At 67.4% G+C, this 21,664-nt stretch carries 19 protein-coding genes and 2 pseudogenes; 13 read left to right on the plus strand and 8 right to left on the minus strand.

Going from position 1 to position 21,664, the window contains the following annotated elements:
* Positions 1 to 27: 27 nt before the first annotated feature.
* Positions 28 to 432: pseudogene (locus tag ABIC51_RS03325) on the minus strand (integrase domain-containing protein); the annotation flags it as partial.
* Between the two features lie 360 nt (positions 433 to 792).
* Positions 793 to 1,278, minus strand: a pseudogene (locus tag ABIC51_RS03330) (STY4528 family pathogenicity island replication protein); the annotation flags it as partial.
* A gap of 371 nt (positions 1,279 to 1,649) precedes the next feature.
* Here ABIC51_RS03330 and ABIC51_RS03335 point away from each other — a divergent pair.
* Positions 1,650 to 2,708, plus strand: a complete 1,059-nt coding sequence (locus tag ABIC51_RS03335) for a cation:proton antiporter (protein WP_301764105.1) — start codon at positions 1,650 to 1,652, stop codon at positions 2,706 to 2,708.
* 169 nt (positions 2,709 to 2,877) lie between these two features.
* On the opposite strand, the gene ABIC51_RS03340 is transcribed toward ABIC51_RS03335, so the two are convergent.
* The 4 genes from ABIC51_RS03340 to ABIC51_RS03355 all read right to left on the minus strand — a co-directional run bounded on the left by ABIC51_RS03340 (position 2,878) and on the right by ABIC51_RS03355 (position 7,947).
* Positions 2,878 to 3,207 carry a DUF3579 domain-containing protein gene (locus tag ABIC51_RS03340; RefSeq protein WP_354006361.1) on the minus strand — a complete coding sequence of 110 codons (330 nt, stop codon included), beginning with the start codon at positions 3,205 to 3,207 and terminating at the stop codon, positions 2,878 to 2,880.
* A 25-nt stretch (positions 3,208 to 3,232) separates the two neighbouring features.
* Entirely contained in the window at positions 3,233 to 4,594 is a 1,362-nt protein-coding gene (locus ABIC51_RS03345; RefSeq protein ID WP_146253715.1) for a sigma-54-dependent transcriptional regulator, read from the minus strand.
* Complete coding sequence (locus ABIC51_RS03350; protein WP_354006349.1) at positions 4,584 to 6,467, minus strand: sensor histidine kinase; 1,884 nt, start codon at positions 6,465 to 6,467, stop codon at positions 4,584 to 4,586. Before ABIC51_RS03350 ends, ABIC51_RS03345 begins: the two co-directional genes overlap by 11 nt.
* 115 nt (positions 6,468 to 6,582) lie before the next feature.
* Positions 6,583 to 7,947, minus strand: coding sequence for a 2-hydroxycarboxylate transporter family protein (locus ABIC51_RS03355; protein WP_021156390.1), 1,365 nt, complete (start codon positions 7,945 to 7,947; stop codon positions 6,583 to 6,585).
* Between the two features lie 422 nt (positions 7,948 to 8,369).
* On the opposite strand from ABIC51_RS03355, the gene ABIC51_RS03360 reads away from it, so the two are divergent.
* Genes ABIC51_RS03360 through ABIC51_RS03385 form a run of 6 tightly spaced genes read left to right on the plus strand, consistent with a single transcriptional unit; the run spans position 8,370 to position 14,589 of the window.
* Positions 8,370 to 9,200 carry a MetQ/NlpA family ABC transporter substrate-binding protein gene (locus ABIC51_RS03360; protein WP_027790482.1) on the plus strand — a complete coding sequence of 277 codons (831 nt, stop codon included), beginning with the start codon at positions 8,370 to 8,372 and terminating at the stop codon, positions 9,198 to 9,200.
* A 13-nt stretch (positions 9,201 to 9,213) separates the two neighbouring features.
* Positions 9,214 to 10,632 (plus strand): LLM class flavin-dependent oxidoreductase, encoded by a 1,419-nt coding sequence (locus tag ABIC51_RS03365; RefSeq protein ID WP_226218747.1) that lies wholly within the window; start codon positions 9,214 to 9,216, stop codon positions 10,630 to 10,632.
* An 18-nt stretch (positions 10,633 to 10,650) separates the two neighbouring features.
* Positions 10,651 to 11,826, plus strand: a complete 1,176-nt coding sequence (locus ABIC51_RS03370; protein WP_354006350.1) for a methionine ABC transporter ATP-binding protein — start codon at positions 10,651 to 10,653, stop codon at positions 11,824 to 11,826.
* Positions 11,819 to 12,475 carry a methionine ABC transporter permease gene (locus ABIC51_RS03375; protein ID WP_060083759.1) on the plus strand — a complete coding sequence of 219 codons (657 nt, stop codon included), beginning with the start codon at positions 11,819 to 11,821 and terminating at the stop codon, positions 12,473 to 12,475. Before ABIC51_RS03370 ends, ABIC51_RS03375 begins: the two co-directional genes overlap by 8 nt.
* A 54-nt stretch (positions 12,476 to 12,529) precedes the next feature.
* Positions 12,530 to 13,381, plus strand: a complete 852-nt coding sequence (locus ABIC51_RS03380) for a hypothetical protein (protein WP_021159288.1) — start codon at positions 12,530 to 12,532, stop codon at positions 13,379 to 13,381.
* Positions 13,378 to 14,589, plus strand: a complete 1,212-nt coding sequence (locus tag ABIC51_RS03385; RefSeq protein WP_060083758.1) for an acyl-CoA dehydrogenase family protein — start codon at positions 13,378 to 13,380, stop codon at positions 14,587 to 14,589. The genes ABIC51_RS03380 and ABIC51_RS03385 overlap by 4 nt, the downstream gene beginning before the upstream one ends.
* Before the next feature lie 16 nt (positions 14,590 to 14,605).
* On the opposite strand, the gene ABIC51_RS03390 is transcribed toward ABIC51_RS03385, so the two are convergent.
* Positions 14,606 to 15,415 (minus strand): hypothetical protein, encoded by an 810-nt coding sequence (locus ABIC51_RS03390; protein WP_354006351.1) that lies wholly within the window; start codon positions 15,413 to 15,415, stop codon positions 14,606 to 14,608.
* Positions 15,416 to 15,599: 184 nt separating this feature from the next.
* On the opposite strand from ABIC51_RS03390, the gene zigA reads away from it, so the two are divergent.
* The 5 genes from zigA to ABIC51_RS03415 are packed head-to-tail and all read left to right on the plus strand — an operon-like array spanning position 15,600 to position 20,299.
* On the plus strand, positions 15,600 to 16,808 hold the full coding sequence (gene zigA, locus ABIC51_RS03395; protein ID WP_354006352.1) for a zinc metallochaperone GTPase ZigA: 1,209 nt from the start codon (positions 15,600 to 15,602) through the stop codon (positions 16,806 to 16,808).
* A 58-nt stretch (positions 16,809 to 16,866) separates the two neighbouring features.
* Entirely contained in the window at positions 16,867 to 17,787 is a 921-nt protein-coding gene (folE2, locus tag ABIC51_RS03400; protein WP_146253713.1) for a GTP cyclohydrolase FolE2, read from the plus strand.
* Positions 17,781 to 18,362 carry a 6-pyruvoyl trahydropterin synthase family protein gene (locus ABIC51_RS03405; protein ID WP_027790491.1) on the plus strand — a complete coding sequence of 194 codons (582 nt, stop codon included), beginning with the start codon at positions 17,781 to 17,783 and terminating at the stop codon, positions 18,360 to 18,362. The genes folE2 and ABIC51_RS03405 overlap by 7 nt, the downstream gene beginning before the upstream one ends.
* Positions 18,359 to 18,919 (plus strand): gamma carbonic anhydrase family protein, encoded by a 561-nt coding sequence (locus tag ABIC51_RS03410; RefSeq protein ID WP_146253712.1) that lies wholly within the window; start codon positions 18,359 to 18,361, stop codon positions 18,917 to 18,919. Before ABIC51_RS03405 ends, ABIC51_RS03410 begins: the two co-directional genes overlap by 4 nt.
* A gap of 3 nt (positions 18,920 to 18,922) precedes the next feature.
* Entirely contained in the window at positions 18,923 to 20,299 is a 1,377-nt protein-coding gene (locus ABIC51_RS03415; RefSeq protein ID WP_134256683.1) for a dihydroorotase, read from the plus strand.
* Here ABIC51_RS03415 and ABIC51_RS03420 read toward each other — a convergent pair.
* Positions 20,296 to 20,760 carry an Lrp/AsnC family transcriptional regulator gene (locus ABIC51_RS03420; protein ID WP_011353935.1) on the minus strand — a complete coding sequence of 155 codons (465 nt, stop codon included), beginning with the start codon at positions 20,758 to 20,760 and terminating at the stop codon, positions 20,296 to 20,298. The genes ABIC51_RS03415 and ABIC51_RS03420 overlap by 4 nt on opposite strands.
* A gap of 155 nt (positions 20,761 to 20,915) precedes the next feature.
* Between ABIC51_RS03420 and ABIC51_RS03425 the strand changes: the two genes are divergently transcribed.
* Positions 20,916 to 21,542: a LysE family translocator gene (locus ABIC51_RS03425; protein WP_233344289.1), complete on the plus strand. Its 627-nt coding sequence runs from the start codon at positions 20,916 to 20,918 to the stop codon at positions 21,540 to 21,542.
* Positions 21,543 to 21,664: the final 122 nt, after the last annotated feature.

A 21,664-nucleotide genomic window follows, 5' to 3' on the forward strand; every position in this document is an offset into this window, starting at 1 on the left:
GACCAAGGCGATACCGGGCAACGAAGCTTATCGCCCCAAGTACACCGCCGTAATCTGCGTCCGCTTGTGTCCCAGCTCGCGGCTGATCGCCTGCCGCGCCTGCGCATCCAGCGCGCGTTGAGCAGGCGTCAACGTGCGCGCCGAAGGCCCGCCCGCGGCAGGTGCCTTCCAGCCTGTCAACGCTTCGTAACGATCCTGCGCGTACCGATGCCGCAGGCCGTGCATGTTGCTCAGGCCCGCCGCCTTGCACTGCCCGTCGTAGGTGCGGCGCTGCCCGATATAGCTCTTGTGCGCCGGAATCAGCGAGCCCGCGCCAGCCAACTGGTGCGCCAGGTCGAGCACGCGCCGCTGCTCGGTTGTCGTGATCGGCACGGTGCGCTCGCGCCCGCCCTTGGTCCAACTCCCCTTGAGCGCGATATGGTCGCCCCGGTCACCCAACTGCACGCGGGCCTCCAACTCGTCCAGCACATCTTGCTGGTGCTCACTTGGCAGACGCTGCAAGGCCATCTGCACATCGCGGTGCTGGTCCGGTGCCATCTTGTCCAGGCATGGCGGCAGCCGCCGCGGGGACGCCGATGTTGATGGGTCGCTTTCTTGCGCGCTTGCGCGGTACGTACGTACTGGCGAATCAGCCTTCGATGTGGTCGAACCCACGTCACTGTGGACGGCCGGCGAAGGTGCTTTCCCCCGTGGTGGCGCAGGCGGGTTGCTGGTGTCGTCGTCATTCCCGAACCCCGACCACGAGCGCGCCAAGGCAATGCGCTTGCGCAGAGGCGCGGGCAAGTCCCCGTCCGCCGCCAGTTCGTTGAGAACGCCGATCGCCACCGAGCGCACGACATGATTGGGATGCGCGACCGAGCGCTCCAACAACTCGATGTACTCGGGGTCCGAGGCACACACCTCCAAGCATGAGTGAGGAGTGTCATGCACGGCATAGAGTGTGTTCAGCACCTGGCCGGTGAGTGGGTCGCGGCGATGCCCCGCCAGATGCACCCAGCGCGTCATGCGCAGCACGCAGACGGTGCGCGAGGCCGTTTCGTACGCTGCCCTCTGATTGCCTGCCTTGCAGGCTAGGAACGGGCGCATCTGTTCGTAGTTGGGCAGGGCACTGGTGCCGTCTTCACCCACACGGGCGCGAAAGACCATCCAGGCATTGCGCTCCAGCGGCGTCAGCCGCTCATCAAGCAGCAAGGCCAGCGGCACGCTGACGTTGCCAGGCGAGCGGGGATTAGCCGAGGCACGCGAATCATTGGACGAGGGGTTGGTTTGGTCGAACATGCTCAGACTCCATACGGTCCTGGCGAGGTAGCCAGATGGGCCATATGTCAGCCGAAGCCTGCTTTCGTGTCGTCGAACAATCCGGCATGCGCCCGCCCCTATTTACGGGCGAACAAGGGCGTGAAAAAAGTGGGCTTCGAGGCTAGAATCAAGCACATCTGGCCTCCATGAGAGACAGGGCCTGTCTCTTGGCCAGCGTTGACCGGCGATTGGCAGCGGAAGATATCCACAGAACCCGCTTTCCCGTGGCATTGGGCGTTTCCATTGCTATCCACGGTCGTCCACGAAGCGCCAGGGCATGAACGTATGTCCAAGTTTATGTCCAAGCACCTAAGGCGAATTTAAAAAACGCTTTAGATTCAAATGGGTAGATAGCTTTCTTTTGCTTCTGTATCGGGATGGAGTTCGATTTCAAGGTGCAGTTGCGGCAGGGGCGGTCGGCCATTGCGGTGATCAGTATCGTGGGTGTGGCCGTGCCATTTTCGTTGGGTTTTGTCACTGCTCCGTGGCTATGGGAGACGCTCGCCGAGCCACGCCCCGATCTGCTTGCGTTCAGGTTGTTCTTTGCTACGGCCATATCGATCACCGCTATTCCGATTCTCGGTCGGATCTTCATGGAGCTTGGTCTATCGCACACACGGACGGCGGCGCTGACGATCGGCTCAGCGGCGATTGATGACATCTTTGGGTGGCTGTTGCTCGGCGCGGTTTCCACGATGGTCATATCGCGTTTTGATCCCGCGCAGTTTGCACTCAACGCATTGCTGGTGCTTGGTTACGTCGGTGCCGTGCTGTTGGTCGTGCGCCCCGCAATGCGGTATTGGCTTTCGCGCGTCCTGGTCGCGGAACGGCAATTGAGTACGAGCGCGATTGCCTGGATACTCCTGACGCTACTCGTATCGGCGTCGATCACGAGTAACCTGGGTATTTTCGCCATCATCGGTGGTTTCGTGATCGGTGTTGCACTGCATGAAAACCGACAATTTGTGGCGCAGTGGAACGAGCGGGTAAGCGGCTTCGTACACGTGTTTTTTATCCCCGTTTTCTTTGCTTATACGGGGTTGCGAACCGACGTGGGATCCCTGGCGACACTGCATGACTGGGTGGTTTTTGGCTTGGTATGCATGCTCGCCTTCGTTGCGAAGTTCGGTGGTACCTATATCGCCAGTCGCATCATGGGGGAAAGCCGACGGAGCGCGGCAGCCATCGGAGTTTCGATGAATACGCGCGCATTGATGGAACTGATCGCATTGAACATTGGTTACGATCTCGGCGTGCTCCCAAAGCAGACCTTCACGATGCTTGTCATCATGGCCATTGCGAGTACCTTTATCGCGACGCCGCTGATACGTTGGCTGATGCAGGATCAGCGACGAGTGGTTGAAGCTCGATCATCGACCGTGCCCACGGTGGAAACGATCACACGTTAGATCGAGAAGAATGGCCGCGCAGGCTCGCGGCGGATACCTTGATGTGCGAGCGCGTGGAGGCGCTAAAGCAATAAATATTGAAGCCGTTGCTGGCAGATGTTGCAAGCGGCGATTTTCACGAATGCCTCGTTTTGTTGGAGGTTTTAAGCCGCCGAGCGCTATGTGCGCGTCAGCGCACCGCCAGCGCGGGCGCGGTCTGAAGTTCGACGGGGAGGTCGTTGTCGGCCGCGAACTGCATCGCGAAGTCGAAGGCGTCCACGCATACGGTGCGCAATTCGTCAGACACGAACAGGCATTTGACGCCGCGGTCGACAACCGGCATCGCGAGCCGCGACAGCGCGCACGGATAGCCGGGCCGCCGCTCGCCGACGAACAGCGTGATGACGCCCGCGAGGCGCTCGGGCCAGTCGCTCGGGCGGAAGGTTTTCTGCGCGCGCGTGACGCCGCGAATCAGGTGGCCGGCGACGCGGCCGTGTTCGGTGATGTCGATGCGATCCATGCTGTCGTGCGTGTCCTCGTTCGCGTCATTCGCCGCCATCGGCCGCCGCGTCGCCGCGCGCGGGAATCCGCAGGTTGCGCAGCTTGTGATAGAGCGTCTTCTTCGGCATGCCGAGCGCTTCGCTGGCCTCCGCGACGTTGCCGTTGTGACGCTGCAGCATGTCCTCGATCAGCATCCGCTCGAAATACGCGAGCTGCTCCGCGAGCGTGCCGCCCGAGGCCGGCGTGCCACCGGACGACAGCAGGCTGTCGCCGGTCAGCCCGAGCACGAAGCGGTCGGCCACGTTCTGCAGCTCGCGCACGTTGCCGGGCCATGCGTGCGTCATCAGTTCGGATACCTGCGCGGCCGTGACGACCGGCGCCGGCTGCCCGAAGCGCCGTGCGGCCGCGAGCACGAAATGCTCGAACAGCAGCGGCACGTCTTCGCGCCGCTCGCGCAGCGGCGGCAGCTCGATCTGCGCGACGTTGAGGCGATACAAAAGGTCGGCGCGGAAGCGGCCGTCGGCCGCCAATTCGGCAAGATCGGCCTTCGACGCGGCGACCACGCGGCAGTCCACCGGAATCAGCTCGTTCGCGCCGAGCCGCTCGACCACGCGCTCCTGCAGCACGCGCAGCATCTTGACCTGCAGCGGAACCGGCATCGTCTCGATCTCGTCGAGGAACAGCGTGCCGCCGTCCGCCCATTCGATCTTGCCGATGCGCTTCTTGATCGCACCCGTGAACGCGCCGGCCTCGTGGCCGAACAGTTCGCTTTCGAAGACCTGCTCGGGCAGGCCGCCGCAGTTCAGCGCGACGAAATGCGCGTCGCGCCGGCCGCCGAAGTCGTGCAGGCTGCGCGCGATCAGTTCCTTGCCGGTGCCCGTTTCGCCGGTGATCAGCACCGACACCGACGTATCGGCGAGGCGCAGGATCTTCTTGCGCACGTCGGCCATCGCAGGCGACTTGCCGAGCACGAACGCCTCGATGCCCTGCCAGTTGTTCAGCGCCGCGCGCAGGCCCTGCACCTCGAGCGTCAGGCGGCGCTTCTCGACCGCGCGCGCGACGCGCCCCGCGATCACGTCCGACGAGAACGGCTTCTCGATGAAGTCGTACGCGCCGACCTGCATCGCGCCGACGGCCGTCGAGATATCGGCGTGGCCGCTGATCAGCACGACGGGAATCTGCGCGTCGATGGCCATCACGCGATCGAGCAGCTGCAGCCCGTCGATGCCCGGCATCCGCACGTCCGACACGATCACGACCGGCGCGCCGGGCGCAACGTGATGAAGCGCGTCGGCGGCCGACGCGAAGGCATCGACCGCGAAGCCGGCAAGCGCCACCGCCTGCTCGACGCCGATCCGGACGTTTTCATCGTCCTCGACGACCAGCACCCGAATCTCATCTTCCATGCTCTGTCCTTTGCAGCGTTGCCGCCGCGAATTCGATACTGAACTGCGCGCCGCCTTCGTCGCGGTTCGTCGCGGCGATCTTCGCGCCGAACGCCTCGACGATGCGCGACGTGATCGCGAGGCCGAGCCCGAGGCCCTGGCCGCGCGGCTTGGTCGTGACGAACGGCTCGAACAGGTGCGGCAGCACCTCGGGCGCGATGCCCGCGCCGCTGTCGGCGACCGTGACGCGCACACGGCCGGCTTCGTCCGGCCCGGTGGCCTCGATGACGATGCGGCGCACGGGCGCGTCGCGGACCGCGTCGAGCGCGTTGCCGAGCAGGTTCACGATCACCTGCTGCAACTGGCTCGATTCGGCCGACACGGCGGTGCCGGGTGCGATGTGCACGTCGAGTTGCACGCCTTCGTCGCGGATCCGCGCATCGTAGATGAGCCGCGCATGTGCGACGGCCTCGTTCAGCGAGACCGCGACGCGCTCGACGTCGGGCTTGCGCGCGAAGGTCTTCAGCTCGCCGGTGAGCACGGCCATGCTGTCGACGAGCTTGCCGATCCGTTCGAGATTGGCGAGCGCCGGCGCCGGCTGGCCGCGCTCGAAGAACGTGCGCGCGTTGTCGCACAGCGTGCGGATCGCGACGAGCGGCTGGTTCAGCTCGTGCGTGAGGCCGGCGGCCATCTGCCCGAGCACCGCGAGCTTGCCCGCATGCACGACTTCCTGCTGCGACGCGCGCAGCCGCTGCTCGGTGCGCTCGCGCTCGACGATCTCGCGCTGCATCCGTTCGTTCGCGGCCGTCAGCGCGGCCGTGCGCTGCGCGACGGTCAGCTCGAGCCGGTCGTTCGCGCGCCGCAGCGCGTCCTGCGCGTTCAGCCGCGCGACGATCGCGCGGCGGCGCTGGATCGCGTAACCGGCCAGCAGCGCGGCGATCAGGAACGCGCCGGTGACGAACACGAAGGCCGTCTGCTGCTGGCGCCGCGCCCCCGCGATGTCGAGCAGCACCATCAGCGAATCGCCGGCCTGCGGCGCGGGGCGCGACATCACGAGATAGCGTGTGGTGCGGCCGGCGTGGCGCGGATCGGGGAAGGTGCCGAACCATGCGGCCGCGCTGCGGTCGCCGATGCGGCGGTACGGCAGCGCGTCGACCGTGCGGCCCGCGTACTGTCGCGACGCCTGGATGTCGCGCTGCTGCTGCGCGGTGATCGGGCGCAGCGCGGTGAATTTCCACGCGGGTTCGGTCGAGATCACGACCACGCCGTTGCCGTCGACGACCATCGCGGCGACGCCCGGCGCGCGCCACGCCGATTCGAGCGGGTCGACGCTGATCTTCACGGCGGCGACGCCGATCGGCACGCCGTCGTCGCGCACCGCGCTCGCGAAGTAGACGCCGGGCACGCCGGTATTGGTGCCGATGCCGAAGAAGCGGCCGCTGCCGCGCGCGAGCGCGTCCTTGAAATACGGCCGGTACGACACGTTGGTGCCGACGAAGCTGAGCGTCTCGTTCCAGTTGCTGGCGGCGATCACGTCGCCCTGCAGGTCGATCACGTCGACCGCGCCGCTGCCCGCGTCGCGGTTTACGGCTTCGAGGTACGTGTCGACCGTGTGCACGAGCTCGGGGGCATCGTGCGGCGCGGCTTTCAGCATCGCGCGCACGCGGTCCTGCCGCGCGACCAGGCCGGGCAGGATCTCGAAGCGGCCGAGTTCGCTCTTCAGGCTCGATGCATACAGGTCGAGCCGGTGCGCGCCGGTTTCCTCGAGCGCGTCGATCGCGCGCTCCCACGCGAAATCGACGGCCGCGGCCGCCACGCACACGTACAGCGCGCCGGCCGATGCCCAGCCCCACCACGGGATTCCCTTGAAGCTCTTCTGCACGTTCGCCCTCATCGAAGCCCGCAACCGGCCGCCCGGAGCGACGCCCCGAACGACGCGCGCCGCGCGCCGGCAAGGCCGGCGGCGGCGCGTGCGAAGCGGCCTGCGCGACGGAGCGCGCGGCGGCGCGTCATCCGAAGTGTGCGATCAGGATCAGCGTGACCGTGACGACGATCGCGCCGCCGATGCGGGTCGCGATCTGCGCGAACGGCATCAGCTGCATCCGGTTCGCGGCCGTGAGGATCGCGACGTCGCCGGTGCCGCCTTGCCCGCTGTGGCAGGCGTTCACGATTGCGGTGTCGATAGGGTACATCTTCATCAGGCGGCCGACCACGAAACCGGTGCCCATCAGCGTCGCGACGGTCGACACGATCGTGACCACGTTGACGATCGTGAACGCGGCGGTCAGCTTGTCCCACGGCGTCATCGCGACGCCGATCGCGAACAGCAGCGGGTACGTGACGGCGGTCGAGAAGAACTTGTAGACGACGAACGCGCCTTCCTGCAGCGGCGGCGACACCGCGCGCGCGAGCTTCACGAGCACCGCGAGGAACAGCATCGCGACCGGCGCGGGCAGGCCGAACAGCTTGTGCGCCATCAGGCCGACCAGGTACAGCGTGATCGCCGTGATGCCGGCGCCCGCGATGTGCGAGACGTCGACGTGGCCGCGGATTTCCTCGTTCTCGGGCGTCATGTCGCCCGATTCGCCGACCTGCAGGCGGCCGTTGCCGGTCAGGTGCGGGAAGCGCTTGCCGAGCATGTCGAGCGCGCCCGACAGGATGATCGCGGTCAGGCTGCCGAGCATCACCGGCGGCAGCACCATCGCGAACATCTCGCCTTGCGGCAGGTGCATCAGTTCCGAATAGCCGATCGACAGCGGAATCGCGCCTTCGCCGACGCCGCCCGCCATGATCGGCACGACGATGTACAGCAGCGTGTGGCGCGCGCCGAGGCCGAGCGCGGTACCCACCGCCGTGCCGACGATCGCAGCCGCGACCGAGCCGGCCGCGAGCGGGATGAAGATCTTCACGAAGCCCTGGATCAGCACGCGCCGATCCATGCTCAGGATGCTGCCGACGATGATCGACGCGATGAACAGGTACAGGAAGTTGGTCGACTTCGTGAATTCGACCGTCAGGTTCAGCACCGGCTTCGGCAGCACGTGGTAGTACGTGAGCGCCGACGGCACGAAGGTCGCGAAGATCGCGGCGGCGCCGATGTTGCGCAGGAGCGGCAGGCGCTTGCCCAGTTCCGCGCAGGTGAAGCCGAAGAACGCGAGTACCGCGATCGCCATCGAGATCTCGCCGGGCACCTTGCCGGTGACCGAGAAGCCGACGATCAGCGCAAGCAGGATGAAGTAGACGGGCAGCGGGATGATGCCGATGCGGATTTCCATCAGCTTCCACCAGCCTTCCGGCCAGAAGCGCTCGCGCGGGGCGGCGACGGCGTTGGAAACCGGCTCCGGATGGGACGGGGTATGGATAGAGGTCTGCAAGACGTGTCTCCTGATGTTGGAATGCCTGCATCGCTTCGCGGCATCGTGTGCCGTCTATTACGCAACCCCCATGCCAGAAATGCAGCCTGACGGAATATTTTTAATCCATTGATTCATAAGGGATTTATTTCGTCTGCGGAAATGACGGCCCGGCCGGCTGGCCGAGATTTCGGAATTCGCCCGGCGTCCAGGCCGAGATTTCGGCCGGGCGCCCGGTCGGGCCGCCGATCCTGCGTGGCCGCCGGCCATATCGCCGCGCGCGATTTTCTTCGCACAATCGCTTCGTAGACCGCCCCCGCTCCGCTCTCTATCATCGGCTGATCCTTTTCCGACGTGCTTGACCCGTGTCCGGAGAACGCCCGCGCGTTCGCCGCGGCGTCGCTCATCCGTCGATACCGTCTTTGGACAGGAGAGTGGTTCCCATGCTGCATGCCGTTTTTTCCGCCCGTCTTTCCGCCGGCCGCGTCGCGCGCCTGCTGGCCGCCGCCCTGCTCGGCGTCGCACTGCTCAATGGTGCGCGGGCCGACACCGCGCCGCTGAAGGTCGGCATTTCGACGAGCCCGCAGATCGAGGCGCTGAAGGTTGCCGCCAAGGAGGCGAAGGCGCAGGGGCTCGACGTGCGGATCGTCGAATTCACCGACTGGAATACGCCGAACGCGGCGCTCGCGAACAAGGACATCGACGTCAACTACTTCCAGCACATCCCGTTCCTCGAGAACGCGAACAAGCAGGGCGGCTACAACTTCGTGTCGATCGCGCCCGGCACGATCATGAAGATCGGCCTCTATTCGAAGAAGGTGAAAAGCTTCAGCGAGCTGAAGGACGGCGCGAAGGTCGCGATCGCGAACGATCCGGTGAACGGCGGGCGCGGGTTGCTGCTGCTGCAGCGCGCGGGGCTCATCAAGCTGAAGCCGGGCGCCGACTACCGTGCGACGACGCACGACATCGTGTCGAACCCGAAGCACCTGAAGATCATCCCGCTCGAGGCATCGCAACTCGCGCGTTCGCTCGACGACGTCGATCTCGCGCAGGGCTACCCGAGCTTCATCAAGCTCGCCGGCACGACCGACCCGAACAGCGCGCTGCTGTTCGACGGCACCGAGAACAAGATCTTCGCGATCCAGTGGGTCGTGCGGCCGGACAGCGTGAACGATCCGCGCATTCGCAAGTTCATCGCGATCTACCAGCAGTCGCCGGCCGTGCGCAAGGCGCTCGACAACGCGTTCGGCTCGCTGTACGCGATCGCGTGGTGACGGAGGCGCTCACATGACGACGGCGAACCGCAAGAAGATCCTGCTCAACGCGTTCAACATGAACTGCGTCGGGCACATCAACCATGGGCTGTGGACGCATCCGCGCGACCGCTCCGCGCACTACACCGATCTCGACTACTGGGCCGACCTCGCGAAAACGCTCGAACGCGGCAAGTTCGACGGGATCTTCCTCGCGGACATCGTCGGCGTGTACGACGTGTTCGGCGGCGGCCCCGATGCCGCGCTGCGCGAATCGGTGCAGGTGCCCGTCAACGATCCGCTGCTGCTGGTGCCCGCGATGGCGCAGGTCACGCGGCATCTCGGCTTCGGCGTGACCGCGAACCTGACCTACGAGCCGCCTTATCTGTTCGCGCGCCGCATGTCGACGCTCGATCACCTGACGAAAGGGCGCGTGGGCTGGAACATCGTCACCGGTTATCTCGACAGCGCCGCACGCGGGATGGGCCTCGCGCAGCAGATCGGTCACGACGACCGCTACGAGCGCGCGGACGATTACATGGACGTCGTCTACAAGCTGTGGGAGCAGAGCTGGGACGACGACGCGGTGATCCGCGATGCGCAGGCGCGCGTGTTCGCGCAGCCGGGCAAGGTGCGGCGCGTGAAGCACGACGGGCCGTTCTATTCGATCGATGCGATCCACCTGAGCGAGCCGTCGCTGCAGCGCACGCCGGTGCTGTACCAGGCCGGTTCGTCCGCGCGCGGCGTCGAGTTCGCGGGCCGTCACGCCGAATGCGTGTTCGTGAACGGGCAGAGCAAGGCCGCAGCGCGTGCGGCGGCGCTCGATATCCGTGCGGCTGCCGCGCGGCAGGGGCGCGATCCGGCGTCGATCAGGATCTTTGCCGGCGTGAGCGTCGTGACGGCCGAGACCGAACTTCTCGCGCGCGAGAAGTTCGACGAATACCGGCGCTATGCGAGCCCCGAAGCGGGCCTCGCGCATTTCGCGAGTTCGACCGGCATCGACTTCGCGAAGTACGGCCTTGACGAACCGATCTCGTACGTGAAGACCGACTCGATCCAGTCGGCCGTCGACGCGATCTCGCGCAAGAGCACGACCGGCACGTGGACCGTGCGGCGGATGCTCGAACAGATGTCGCTCGGCGGCCGGTATGCGCCGATCGTCGGCTCGCCGTCGCAGGTCGCGGACGAACTGCAGTCGTGGATCGACGAGACGGGCATCGACGGTTTCAACCTGACGCGCACCGTGATGCCCGAGTCGTTCGAGGATTTCGTCGACTGGGTCGTGCCCGAGCTGCAGAACCGCGGCGTCTACAAGGAAGACTACGATCCCGCGCCGACGCTGCGCGAGAAGCTGTTCGGCGCGGGCCCGCGCCTGCCCGCGTGGCACACGGGCGCGCAGCACCGGCCGGCTGCCGTGCCGGCATCCGAACCCGAGCATCCCGCGCATGCCTGAACGTGACGGAGCGAAGCGATGACGCAATTGTTCGATACGCTGGGTTTCGTCGATGCATCGGCCGCGCGTGCCGGCACCGTTGCCCCGCATGACGCGGCGGCCGCGGCGGCCGGTGGTGCAGCCGTGTCGCTGGAGCAGGTCGGCAAGGTGTTCGCGACGCCGCGCGGCCAGGCCGCCGCGCTGCGCGACGTGACGCTCGACGTGCGGCGCGGCGAGGTGTTCGGGATCATCGGCCGCAGCGGCGCGGGGAAGTCGACGCTGCTGCGGCTCGTGAACGGGCTCGAGCGGCCGAGCTCGGGCCGCGTGCGCGTACAGGGCGTCGACGTCGGCGCGCTCGACGAGGACGGGCTCGTCGCACTGCGGCGTCGCACCGGCATGGTGTTTCAGCATTTCAACCTGCTGTCCGCGAAGACGGTGTTCGAGAACGTCGCGCTGCCGCTGAAGATCGCCGGCGTGCCGAAGGCCGAGCGCGTGCGCAAGGTCGAGGCGCTGCTCGAACTCGTCGGGCTCGCCGCGAAACGCGACGCGTATCCGGCCAGCCTGTCGGGCGGGCAGAAGCAGCGCGTCGGCATTGCCCGCGCGCTCGTGCACGATCCCGAGGTCCTGCTGTGCGACGAGGCGACTTCGGCGCTCGATCCCGAGACGACGCAGTCGATCCTCGCGCTGCTCGCCGACATCAACCGTCGCCTCGGGCTGACGATCGTGCTGATCACGCACGAGATGGAAGTGATCCGCGCGGTGTGCGACACGGTCGCGGTGATCGAACAAGGCGAAGTCGTCGAAACGGGCCCCGTGTGGCGCGTGTTCGGCGATCCGCGCCACGGCGCGACGCGCGCACTGCTCAGCACGCTCGTGCACGACCTGCCGGCCGAACTGGCCGCGCGCGTGCAGCCGCTGCCCGAGCAGGCCGCGCTGCCCGACGGTGCGCAGGTCGTGCTCGACGTCCGTTATACGGGCGAGAGCGGCGGCGAGCCGGATGTCGGCGCGCTCGCGGCGGCGCTCGGCGGCTCGGTGCGTTTCCTGCATGGCGGGATCGAGCGCATCCAGGGGCATGCGCAAGGGCGGCTCGTGATCGCGGCGGCGCCGCGCGCAGACGACGCCGGCCAGCCGGCGGCCCGCGGCGGTGCGGTGGCGGCGCTGCTCGAACGCGCGCGCCGCCACGCGAATCACGCGGAGGTGCTCGGCTATGTTTGACCTCTGGTGGCCCGAACTGCTCGACGCGATCCGCGACACGCTGTCGATGGTCGCCGCGTCGGCCGCGGTCGCGGCGCTGCTCGGCGTCCCGCTCGCGGTGATCCTCGTGACGACTGCGCCCGGCGGCATCTACGAGCGGCGCGGCGTGAACGCGGTGCTCGGCGCGCTCGTCAACGTGTTCCGCTCGACGCCGTTCATCATCCTGCTCGTCGCGCTGCTGCCGTTCACGCGCGTGCTGATCGGCACGACGATCGGTGTATGGGCGGCCGTCGTGCCGCTGTCGATCGCCGCGATCCCGTTCTTCGCGCGGATCGCCGAGGTGAGCCTGCGCGAAGTCGATCGCGGGCTGATCGAGGCCGCGCTCGCGATGGGCGCGAAGCGCCGCCATATCGTCTGGCACGTGCTGCTGCCCGAGGCGCTCCCCGGCATGCTCGGCGGCTTCACGATCACCGTCGTCGCGCTGATCGGCTCGACCGCGATGGCGGGTGCCGTCGGCGCGGGCGGGCTCGGCGATCTCGCGATCCGCTACGGCTATCAGCGTTTCGACACGACCGTCATGGCGACCGTGATCGTGATCCTGATCGCACTCGTTTCGGCCGTGCAAATCACGGGCGACCGCCTGGTCCGACGCGTGACCCGGCGTACCTGAGCGGCGCCACAAGCGCCGGCTCTTTTCATTGAAGACCCTGAGAGAACGATACCCATGACCTTACCCATCGGCGCGCCGCGCGAATGGAACGGACAATTCGAGGAAGCACTGTTCCTGGACGTCGCACGACGCCATCGTCCCGGCTTCCCGGACAAGCTGGCGACACCGCCGCGCGAGCCGCGCGGCGAAGACGAACTGGCCGCCGTCGCCGACTACTACACGAAGATGGCGTCGCACGACCTGTTCATCGTGCAGGTCGTCGCGAAGGCGATCGACACGCTGTTCCGCGACGACCCGCATTTCCAGCTGATCCTGTCGCGCCAGCTCGGCGACGACGGCGCGCATGCGGTGATCGGCCGTGAGCGCGTGACCGAACTGACGGGGCGCGATCCGCTGCCGGAAATCGACCGGCTCGTCGCCGCGCACTGGGCGCGCATCGGCGACATCGCGGTGCGCGACGTTGCGGGCTTTCTCGCGTTCGAGTGGCATTACGAGCTGCACATCCTCGCGAAGCTGTGGATCCAGCGCAAGACCGGCCGTATCGGCGACAGCGCGATGCGCGAGCATGGCGAGAACCGGATCCGGCCGGACGAGGAGTGGCATCGCGTGCAGATCGTCCAGTGGTGGTTCGACACGTTGAAGGCGCTGCCGGCCGCCGAACGCGACGCGCTGATCGATCGCGTGATCGCGGCCGACGAGGAAACGCAGGCGCGGCTCGACGGTTACCTGCACGACGAGTACGCGCACACCGCGCACGTGTTCGGCGCGGATATCGCCGAATACCGCGCGATCTACGACGACTGGCGGCGCGAGATCCTCGCGCGGTTGACCGGCAGGCGCGAACTCGGGAAACTCGTGCCGTTGTCGGAAGCTGTCTCGACCCAGGAACAGGAAGCCGTCGCATGAACGATCCCCGCGGCCCGGCGACGCTCGCCGCTGCAACGGATGTGTCAGCCGTCGATCCGGACGCACTGGCGCGCGTCATCGAAACGCTGCGCGAAACCGCCGCCGCGCGCGATCGCGCGGGCGGCCACGCCGCGCAGGAAAAGCAGTGGCTCGCCGACGCGGGCCTGCTGACGCTCGCGGTGCCGCGCGAATTCGGCGGGCAGGAAGCCGGGTGGCCGGCGATCTACGACACGATCCGGCGGATCGCGCGCGTCGACAGCGCGCTCGCGCATCTGGTCGGGTTCCAGATCCTGCAGGTGGTGAGCGTCGACGTGTGGGGTAGCGCGGCACAGCGCGAACGCTATCTGCGCGGCACGGTCGAGCATCGCTGGTGGTGGGGCAATGCGGTCAACCCGCTCGACACGCGGCTGGCGGCGACCGCGACGCCCGACGGCGGCTACCGGCTCGACGGCGTGAAGGGCTTCTGTTCGGGCACGCGCGGCTCGCAGCGCATGACGGTGTCCGCGCACGATCCGCAAGCGGGCCGCACCGTGTTCGGCGTGGTGCCGACCGATCGCGCGGGGATCACGGTCAACGAAGACTGGGACCCGATCGGCCAGCGCCAGACCGACAGCGGCAGCGTGAGCTTCGACGGCGTGACGCTCGCGCCGGACGAGGTGCTGCACCGCTCCGAGGCGCCGCCGACACCGCGCGCGACGCTGCGCACGCTCGTGTCGCAGCTCGTGCTGACGAACCTGTTCGTCGGGCTCGCGGAAGGTGCGCTGGCGGAAGCGCGCGACTACGTGCTGAAGCATGGCCGCCCATGGATACAGTCGGAGGTCGCGCAGGCAAGCGACGATCCGTACACGCTGCAGCGCTTCGGCGACATGCGCGTGCGGGCGATCGCCGCGGCGGCGCTGGCCGATCGCGCGGCGGCCGCGTTGCAGCGCGCGTGGGCGCGGCAGGATGCGCTGACGGCGGACGAGCGCGCCGAGGTGGCGCTCGCGGTTTCGGAGGCGAAGATCGTCGCGCAGCGCGCGGCGCTCGACAACGGCGAGGCGCTGTTCGACGCATGCGGCGCGCGCGCCACGGCCGCGTCGCTCGGCCTCGACCGCTTCTGGCGCAACGCCCGTACGCATACGCTGCACGATCCGCTCGACTATCGGCTGCGTGACGTCGGCCGGTTCGCGTTGACCGGGGAATTGCCGCCGGCGTCGCTCTATACGTAAGCGGGCGCGCGCCGGGTCATTGACCGCCGGGAGGCGTGCCTTCCGGCGCCATCGGGGCGGGCGCGGGCTGAGCGGGCAGCTGCGCGCCGCCTTCCGTTCCCGCGCGCCGGTACGACACCAGTTCGTTCGTATAGCGTGCGGTGCGCATGCTGTTCGAGTCGTAGTACTCCTCGACCGACTTCACCCAGCGTCCGACCGCCGGCACGTACCAGAACGCCTTGTAAGTCTTGCCGGTCTGTTCCGCCGTGCCGTTGTTGTGGCTTTGCATCAGGATCGTCGAGCCGTTCACGGTGCGGGACAAGCCGGACGTGATCGACTGCCCGGGCGCGTTTTGCGCTTTCCACGTGCCTTCGGCCTCGATCTTGATCGCATCGAATTTCCCGCCCTGCACCGTGACCGTGTCGCGGCCGACGACCTTGTAATGCGTGTCGTACGCTTCCGACGCATGCTGCGGATTCGGGTTCGTCTCGGCATAACTGATTGCCCAGGTCTTGCCGACCGTCAGCGGAAACGCGAACGGGCGGTTCACCACGGTTTCCGTGCCGTTGACGCTGCGCGCGCGGCTCCAGTCCGCGTCGACGATCAATTCGTGCGGCGCTTGCGTCGTGCCGCTTTGCCGGGTTTCGATGTAGATGTGCCCGGGTGTCGTCCGCTGCACGGTAACCTCGTCGCGCGACTGGCGCCAGCCGTTCGGGCCGATTTCGACGGTGTTGATGTAGGTCCAGGTATCGCCGGGCTTCAGTGTCGGCGCGGCGATCGATTGGGCGAGGGCGACGCCGGGCAGCGCGGCGCAGAGTGACAACGCGGCCAGTATTTTCTTGTTCATCGTGTAGGTAGTCGGCCAACGGTCTCGCCGGCAAGCTTATCAACCACACCTTTCAATCGGCATGCCACGCGCGGTGCCGAAGCGCTGCACCGTGGCCGATCTGCTGGACGTTCAAAATGATATGTTATATCGTTACGATACAATATATCATTCGTTCCTCAACGTCCTCTTCCGGAATCGCCCGATGAGCACCGCACTCCCTCCGTCCACGCGGCTTCCCGTGACCGTCCTGTCCGGCTTTCTCGGCGCCGGCAAGACGACGCTGCTCAACCACATCCTGAACAATCGCGAGGGCCGGCGCGTCGCGGTGATCGTCAACGACATGTCCGAGGTCAACATCGACGCCGCGCTCGTCCGCGACGGCGGCGCAGGGCTGTCGCGCACCGACGAGAAGCTGGTCGAGATGAGCAACGGCTGCATCTGCTGCACGCTGCGCGAGGATCTGCTGATCGAGGTCGACCGGCTCGCGCGCGAAGGGCGCTTCGACCAGCTCGTGATCGAATCGACCGGCATCTCGGAGCCGCTGCCGGTGGCCGAGACGTTCACGTTCGAAGGCGAGGACGGCCGCAGCCTCGGCGAAGTCGCGCGGCTCGACACGATGGTGACCGTGGTCGATGCGTTCAATTTCCTGCGCGACTACGCGTCGCGCGACAGCCTGCAGTCGCGCGGTGAATCGATGGGCGACGAGGATGCGCGCACGGTGGTCGATCTGCTGATCGACCAGATCGAGTTCTGCGACGTGATCGTGATCAACAAGATCGACCTGATCGACGACAGCGCACGCGTGCGGCTGGTCGCGCTGCTGTGCGGGCTGAATCCGCGGGCGAGGATCGAGATCGCCGAATTCGGCAAGGTGCCGCTCGAGCGTGTGCTCGACACGGGCCTGTTCGATTTCGACGCAGCATCGCGCGCGCCGGGCTGGCTGCAGGAGCTGCGCGGCACGCACACGCCGGAAACCGACGCATACGGCATCCGCAGTTTCGTCTACCGTGCGCGGCGGCCGTTCCATCCGCAGCGCTTCTTCGCGCTCGTCGAAAGCGAATGGCCGGGCGTCGTCCGCTCGAAGGGGTTCTACTGGCTGGCCACCCATCCGACCGTCGCCGGTTCGTGGTCGCAGGCCGGCGCGGTCGCGCGGCACGGGCCGGCCGGCCACTGGTGGGCGGCCGTGCCGCCCGAGCGCTGGCCGCAGGACGCGGAAGCCGTCGCGCAGATCCGCGCCCGCTGGGACGAGCGCGTCGGCGACGCGCGGCAGGAACTCGTGCTGATCGGCATGGACATGGACGAGCCCGCGCTGCGCGCGCGCTTCGACGCGTGTCTGCTGACCGACGCCGAGATGGCCACCGGCCCCGAACACTGGACCACGTGGGACAACCCGTTTCGCGACTGGCCCTGACCTGAACGCGCTTCCTGCATCGATCCGGATGGAGAAGGCGCTCCACCGGATCCCGAGCATGAATGCCCTCCTTCCCGATATCTCCCTGACCGATGCCGCGCCGGGCCGCCGCCCGCTCGAATGGGTCGGCATGCAGGGCATCGACCTGCCCGTTGCAGTGGCCGAGCCCGGCTGCCGGCGCGACGTGCATGCGCGCGCCGACGTGCAGGTCGACCTTCCCGCACCGCACGTGAAGGGCATCCACATGTCGCGGCTGTACAGGCTGCTCGACGGGCTCGGCGATGGCGCCGCGCTGTCGCCGGCCGGCCTTCGGCCGGTGCTGCAGGCGATGGTCGACAGCCATCGCGACTGCGACACGCGCCGTGCTCGGCTACGGCTGCACTTCGACCTGCTGGCGCGCCGCGCCGCGCTGGTGACCGACGGGCTTGCCGGGTGGAAGGCCTATCCGGTCCGGATCGACGCGACGCTGACCGACGTCGGGTTCGAGCTGCGCGCGCAGGTGACGGTCGTCTATTCGTCGACGTGCCCGTGCTCGGCCGCGCTGTCGCGGCACTGGGTCGAACAGGCGTTCCTGGCGGCGTTCGGCCGCGACGATCGCGTGGAACCGGCAGCGGTCGCCGCGTGGCTGAAACGGCATGCGACGGCGGCCACGCCGCACAGCCAGCGCAGCGAAGCCGTCGTCAGCGTGGGGCTGCCGGCCGATGGCGCGACGCTCGGGCTGATCGACCTGATCGATCGCATCGAGCACGCGCTCGGCACGCCGGTGCAGACGGCCGTCAAACGCGCGGACGAGCAGGCGTTCGCGGTGCTGAACGGCGGCAACCTGATGTTCGTCGAGGATGCCGCGCGCCGGGTCCAGGCCGCGCTGGACGGCCGCCATGCGCACCCGCGCGTGCACGTGCGCCATCTGGAAAGCCTGCACCCGCACGACGCGGTGGCCTGGGCCGCGCCGGTTCGCGAAGGCGCCGACGCATGCTGATCCGCAAGCTGTTCCGGTTCGAGAACGCGCACGTGGTGCGCGGCTGCAGCACGCGGCGCTGCTCGCATTCGATCCACGGCCATTCGTATCGCGTCGAACTGCTGCTCGAGGCGCATGCGCTGGACCACGGGCAGATGATCTACGACTTCGGGCTGCTCAAGGGCGACGTGCGCGACCTGATCGACGCGTTCGATCACGCGGTGACGCTGTGGTCGGATGACGATCCCTGTTATGTCGAGAGCATGCGCCGGCATTCCGAGCGCTGGGTGCTGCTGCCGGTGTCGCCGAGCGCCGAGCAGTTCTCGCGCGTGTTCTTTCGCCTCGTCGATGCGGCGCTGTCCTGCACGCGCATGTCGAACGGCGAAGCCGGCGTGCGGCTGCATTCGATCATCGTTCACGAGACCGAGACCGGTTACGCGCAGTGTTTTCGCGACGATGCGTTCAACCCGCGCATGGGCCGCATCGATCTGGACGACATCGTGTTCGCGCCGGCCATCGCCGGACAGTGGCGCGATCCGGGCCTGTTCGAGCGGATCAAGCGCGGTCGTTCGATGTCAAGACAGGAATCCAGATGATCAGAAAGAACCCGCGCGGCGACCTGCCGCAGATACACCCGAGTGCATTCGTCGATCCGACCGCCATTCTGTGCGGGCTCGTGATCGTCGAGGAGAACGTGTTCATCGGCCCGTACGCGGTGATCCGCGCCGACGAAACGGATGGCGACGGCCGGATCGCGCCGATCGTGATCGGTGCGCATTCGAACATCCAGGACGGCGTGGTGATCCATTCGAAGTCGGGCGCGAGCGTCACCATCGGCCAGCACACGTCGATCGCGCATCGCGCGATCGTCCACGGGCCGTGCAAGGTCGGCAACGGCGTGTTCGTCGGCTTCAACAGCGTGCTGTTCAACTGCACCATCGACGACGGCTGCGTGGTGCGCTACAACGCGGTCGTCGACGGCTGCCACCTGCCGCCGGGCTTCTACGTGTGCTCGACCGAGCGCATCGGGCCGGAAACCGATCTCGCCGCCTTGCCGCAGGTGACGGCCGACGCGAGCGACTTCTCCGAGGACGTCGCGCGCACGAACAATGCGCTGGTGCTGGGCTACAAGCACATCCAGAACGAATTCTGAACCATGGACGAACCCGTTCGACGTGAAGAGGGCGCGCGCGACGCGCTGAAGCGACGCCATGTCGACCTGCTCGTGCACGGCGGCACGGCGATGACACCCAACGGCGCCGAGCAGGTCGACGTCGCGTGCGTGGATGGCCGTGTCGTCGCGCTGGGTGCGTTGCATGGCACGTGGAGCGCCGACGTTCTCCTGGATGCCGGCGGCCTGCATGTGCTGCCGGGCGTCGTCGACAGCCAGGTGCATTTCCGCGAACCGGGCCTGACGCACAAGGAGACCATCGAGGCCGGCACGCGCGGCGCGGTGCTCGGCGGCGTCACGACGATCTTCGAGATGCCCAACACGCATCCGCTGACGCTGACCGCGCAGGATCTGCAGGCCAAGCTGGAACGCGCGCGCGGCCGCGCGTGGTGCGACCACGCGTTCTACATCGGCGGCTCGGCCGCGAACGCCGAACGGTTGCCGGCGCTTGAAGCGCTGCCGGGCTGCGCGGGCGTGAAGGTCTTCATGGGCAGTTCGTTCGGCGACCTGCTGGCCGACGACGAAGCCGTGTTGCGCCGGATCGTGCGCAACGGGCGGCGGCGCATGGCCGTGCACGCGGAGGACGAAGCGCGGCTGCGCGCACGCCGGGCGCTCGTCGAAGCGAGCGGCGACGTGCGCGACCATCCGCGCTGGCGCGACGTGCAAAGCGCGCTGGAGGCGACGCGGCGCATCGTCGCGCTGGCCGCCGAGACGGGCCGCCGGCTGCATGTGCTGCACGTGTCCACCGCCGAGGAAATGGCGTTGCTCGCGCGGCACCGGCAGCGCGTGACCGTCGAGGTCACGCCGCATCACCTGAGCCTGCATGCACCCGATTGCTACGAACGGCTCGGCACGTTCGCGCAGATGAATCCGCCGGTGCGTGAACGGCATCATCGGGACGCGCTGTGGCAGGCCGTTCGCGACGGCGTGGTCGACGTGATCGGCAGCGATCACGCGCCGCATACGCGCGACGAAAAACGCCGGCCCTATCCGCAGTCGCCGAGCGGGATGACCGGCGTGCAGACGCTGCTGCCGCTGATGCTCGATCACGTGCACGCGGGCCGCGTGAGCCTCGAACGACTGGTCGACCTGACCAGCGCCGGGCCGGCGCGCGTCTTCGGCATCGCGGGCAAAGGGCGCATTGCGGTGGGCTACGACGCCGATTTCAGCATTGTCGACCTGCGCGCGCGGCGGATCATCCGCGACGAATGGATCGCCAGCGTCAGCGGCTGGACGCCGTACGACGGGTGCGCGGTCACGGGCTGGCCCGTGCATACGGTCGTGCGCGGCCAGGTCGTGGTGCGAGACGGCGCGCTGAACGGGGAGCCGCAGGGGCAGGCCGTCACGTTCCTGGACGCCTAGATCGGCAGGCGAACCGTCTGCTTGATGCGCTTCAGCGGAATCTCGGTTTCGACGTTGCGAACGCCTTCGATCTGCGTGAGCGTTTCCATCTGGAAGCGCTGGTAGTCGTCGAGATCGCGGGCGATCACGCGCAGCAGATAGTCGTAGCTGCCGGCCATCAGGTGGCATTCGAGCACTTCGGGCGCCTGCTCCATCTCGCGCGCGAAGCGTTCGACCGTCGTCTTGTCCTGACGCTCCAGCGTGACGCGCACGAACGCCGTGAATCGCAGGTCGACGGCGGCCGGGTTCAGCAGCGCGACATACGCGTCGATCACGCCCTGTTCCTCGAGCAGGTGAACGCGGCGCAGGCAGGGCGTGGCGGACAGCCCGGCCTGTTGCGCGAGTTCGGCATTCGTCTGGTTCGAATTCCGTTGCAACGCACGCAGAATGCGCCGGTCGATTGCATCCAGTTTGATTGGCATTTTTGACTACTCGAATGGTGAATGCTAGAGAATAGCGCCAAAACCGATAGTCAAAGTAGCCGAATACGCATCCAATCTCCATGGGAAGGCGCCGATAATCCGACGAGAGGCCGGGCGATTCCCGTCCGCCGGCAATCCCGTTCAGGAGCTTTCCCATGTCGCATCTATCCTGGCTGCCGTTCATCGCAACGTCGCTGCTGATCATCGTCACGCCGGGCCAGGACATGGTTCTCGTGATGTCGCGTACGCTGTCCGACGGCACGCGCGCGGGCCTCGTGACCGCCGCGGGCGTCAGCGTCGGGCTGCTCGTGCACACGATGCTCGCGACGCTCGGGCTGGGCGCGCTGCTGCAGGCGTCCGAATGGCTGTTCACGGCGCTGAAGGTGGTCGGCGCGTTGTACCTGCTGTACCTCGGCATCACGCTGTTGCGCTCGTCGGGCGAACTGACGCTCGCGAGCGGCGACGGCGCGCAGGCATCGCGGCTGCGCACGTTCGCGCAAGGCGCGTTGTCGAACGTGTCGAATCCGAAGGTCGCGCTGTTCTATCTGGCGTTCCTGCCGCAGTTCGCGCCGGCGGGCGCCGCGCATCCGATGCTGTCGCTGTTCGTGCTGGGCGCGACCTTCGCGGGCCTGACGTTTCTCGTCAAGGGGCCGGTTGCGGTGTTCGCCGGCCTGCTGTCCGCATCGATCCGCCGCAACCCGCGGATATTGACGCGCATGCACCGCGTCAGCGGGGTGGTGCTGCTGGGACTCGGGGTGAAGCTGGCGCTCGAGCGCCGCTGATGGCGGGGCACTCGTGCGCGTGTCGTCGCGCGCGTGGCCGCTTTCGAGCCTGGCACCACGGAATTCGCGTCGGTCGCATTCGCGCCTTCGCCGATGGCGACCGCATTCACCGCGGAGGCCGT

The organism is Burkholderia sp. 572 (assembly GCF_040545135.1).
GTDB lineage: Bacteria > Pseudomonadota > Gammaproteobacteria > Burkholderiales > Burkholderiaceae > Burkholderia > Burkholderia cepacia.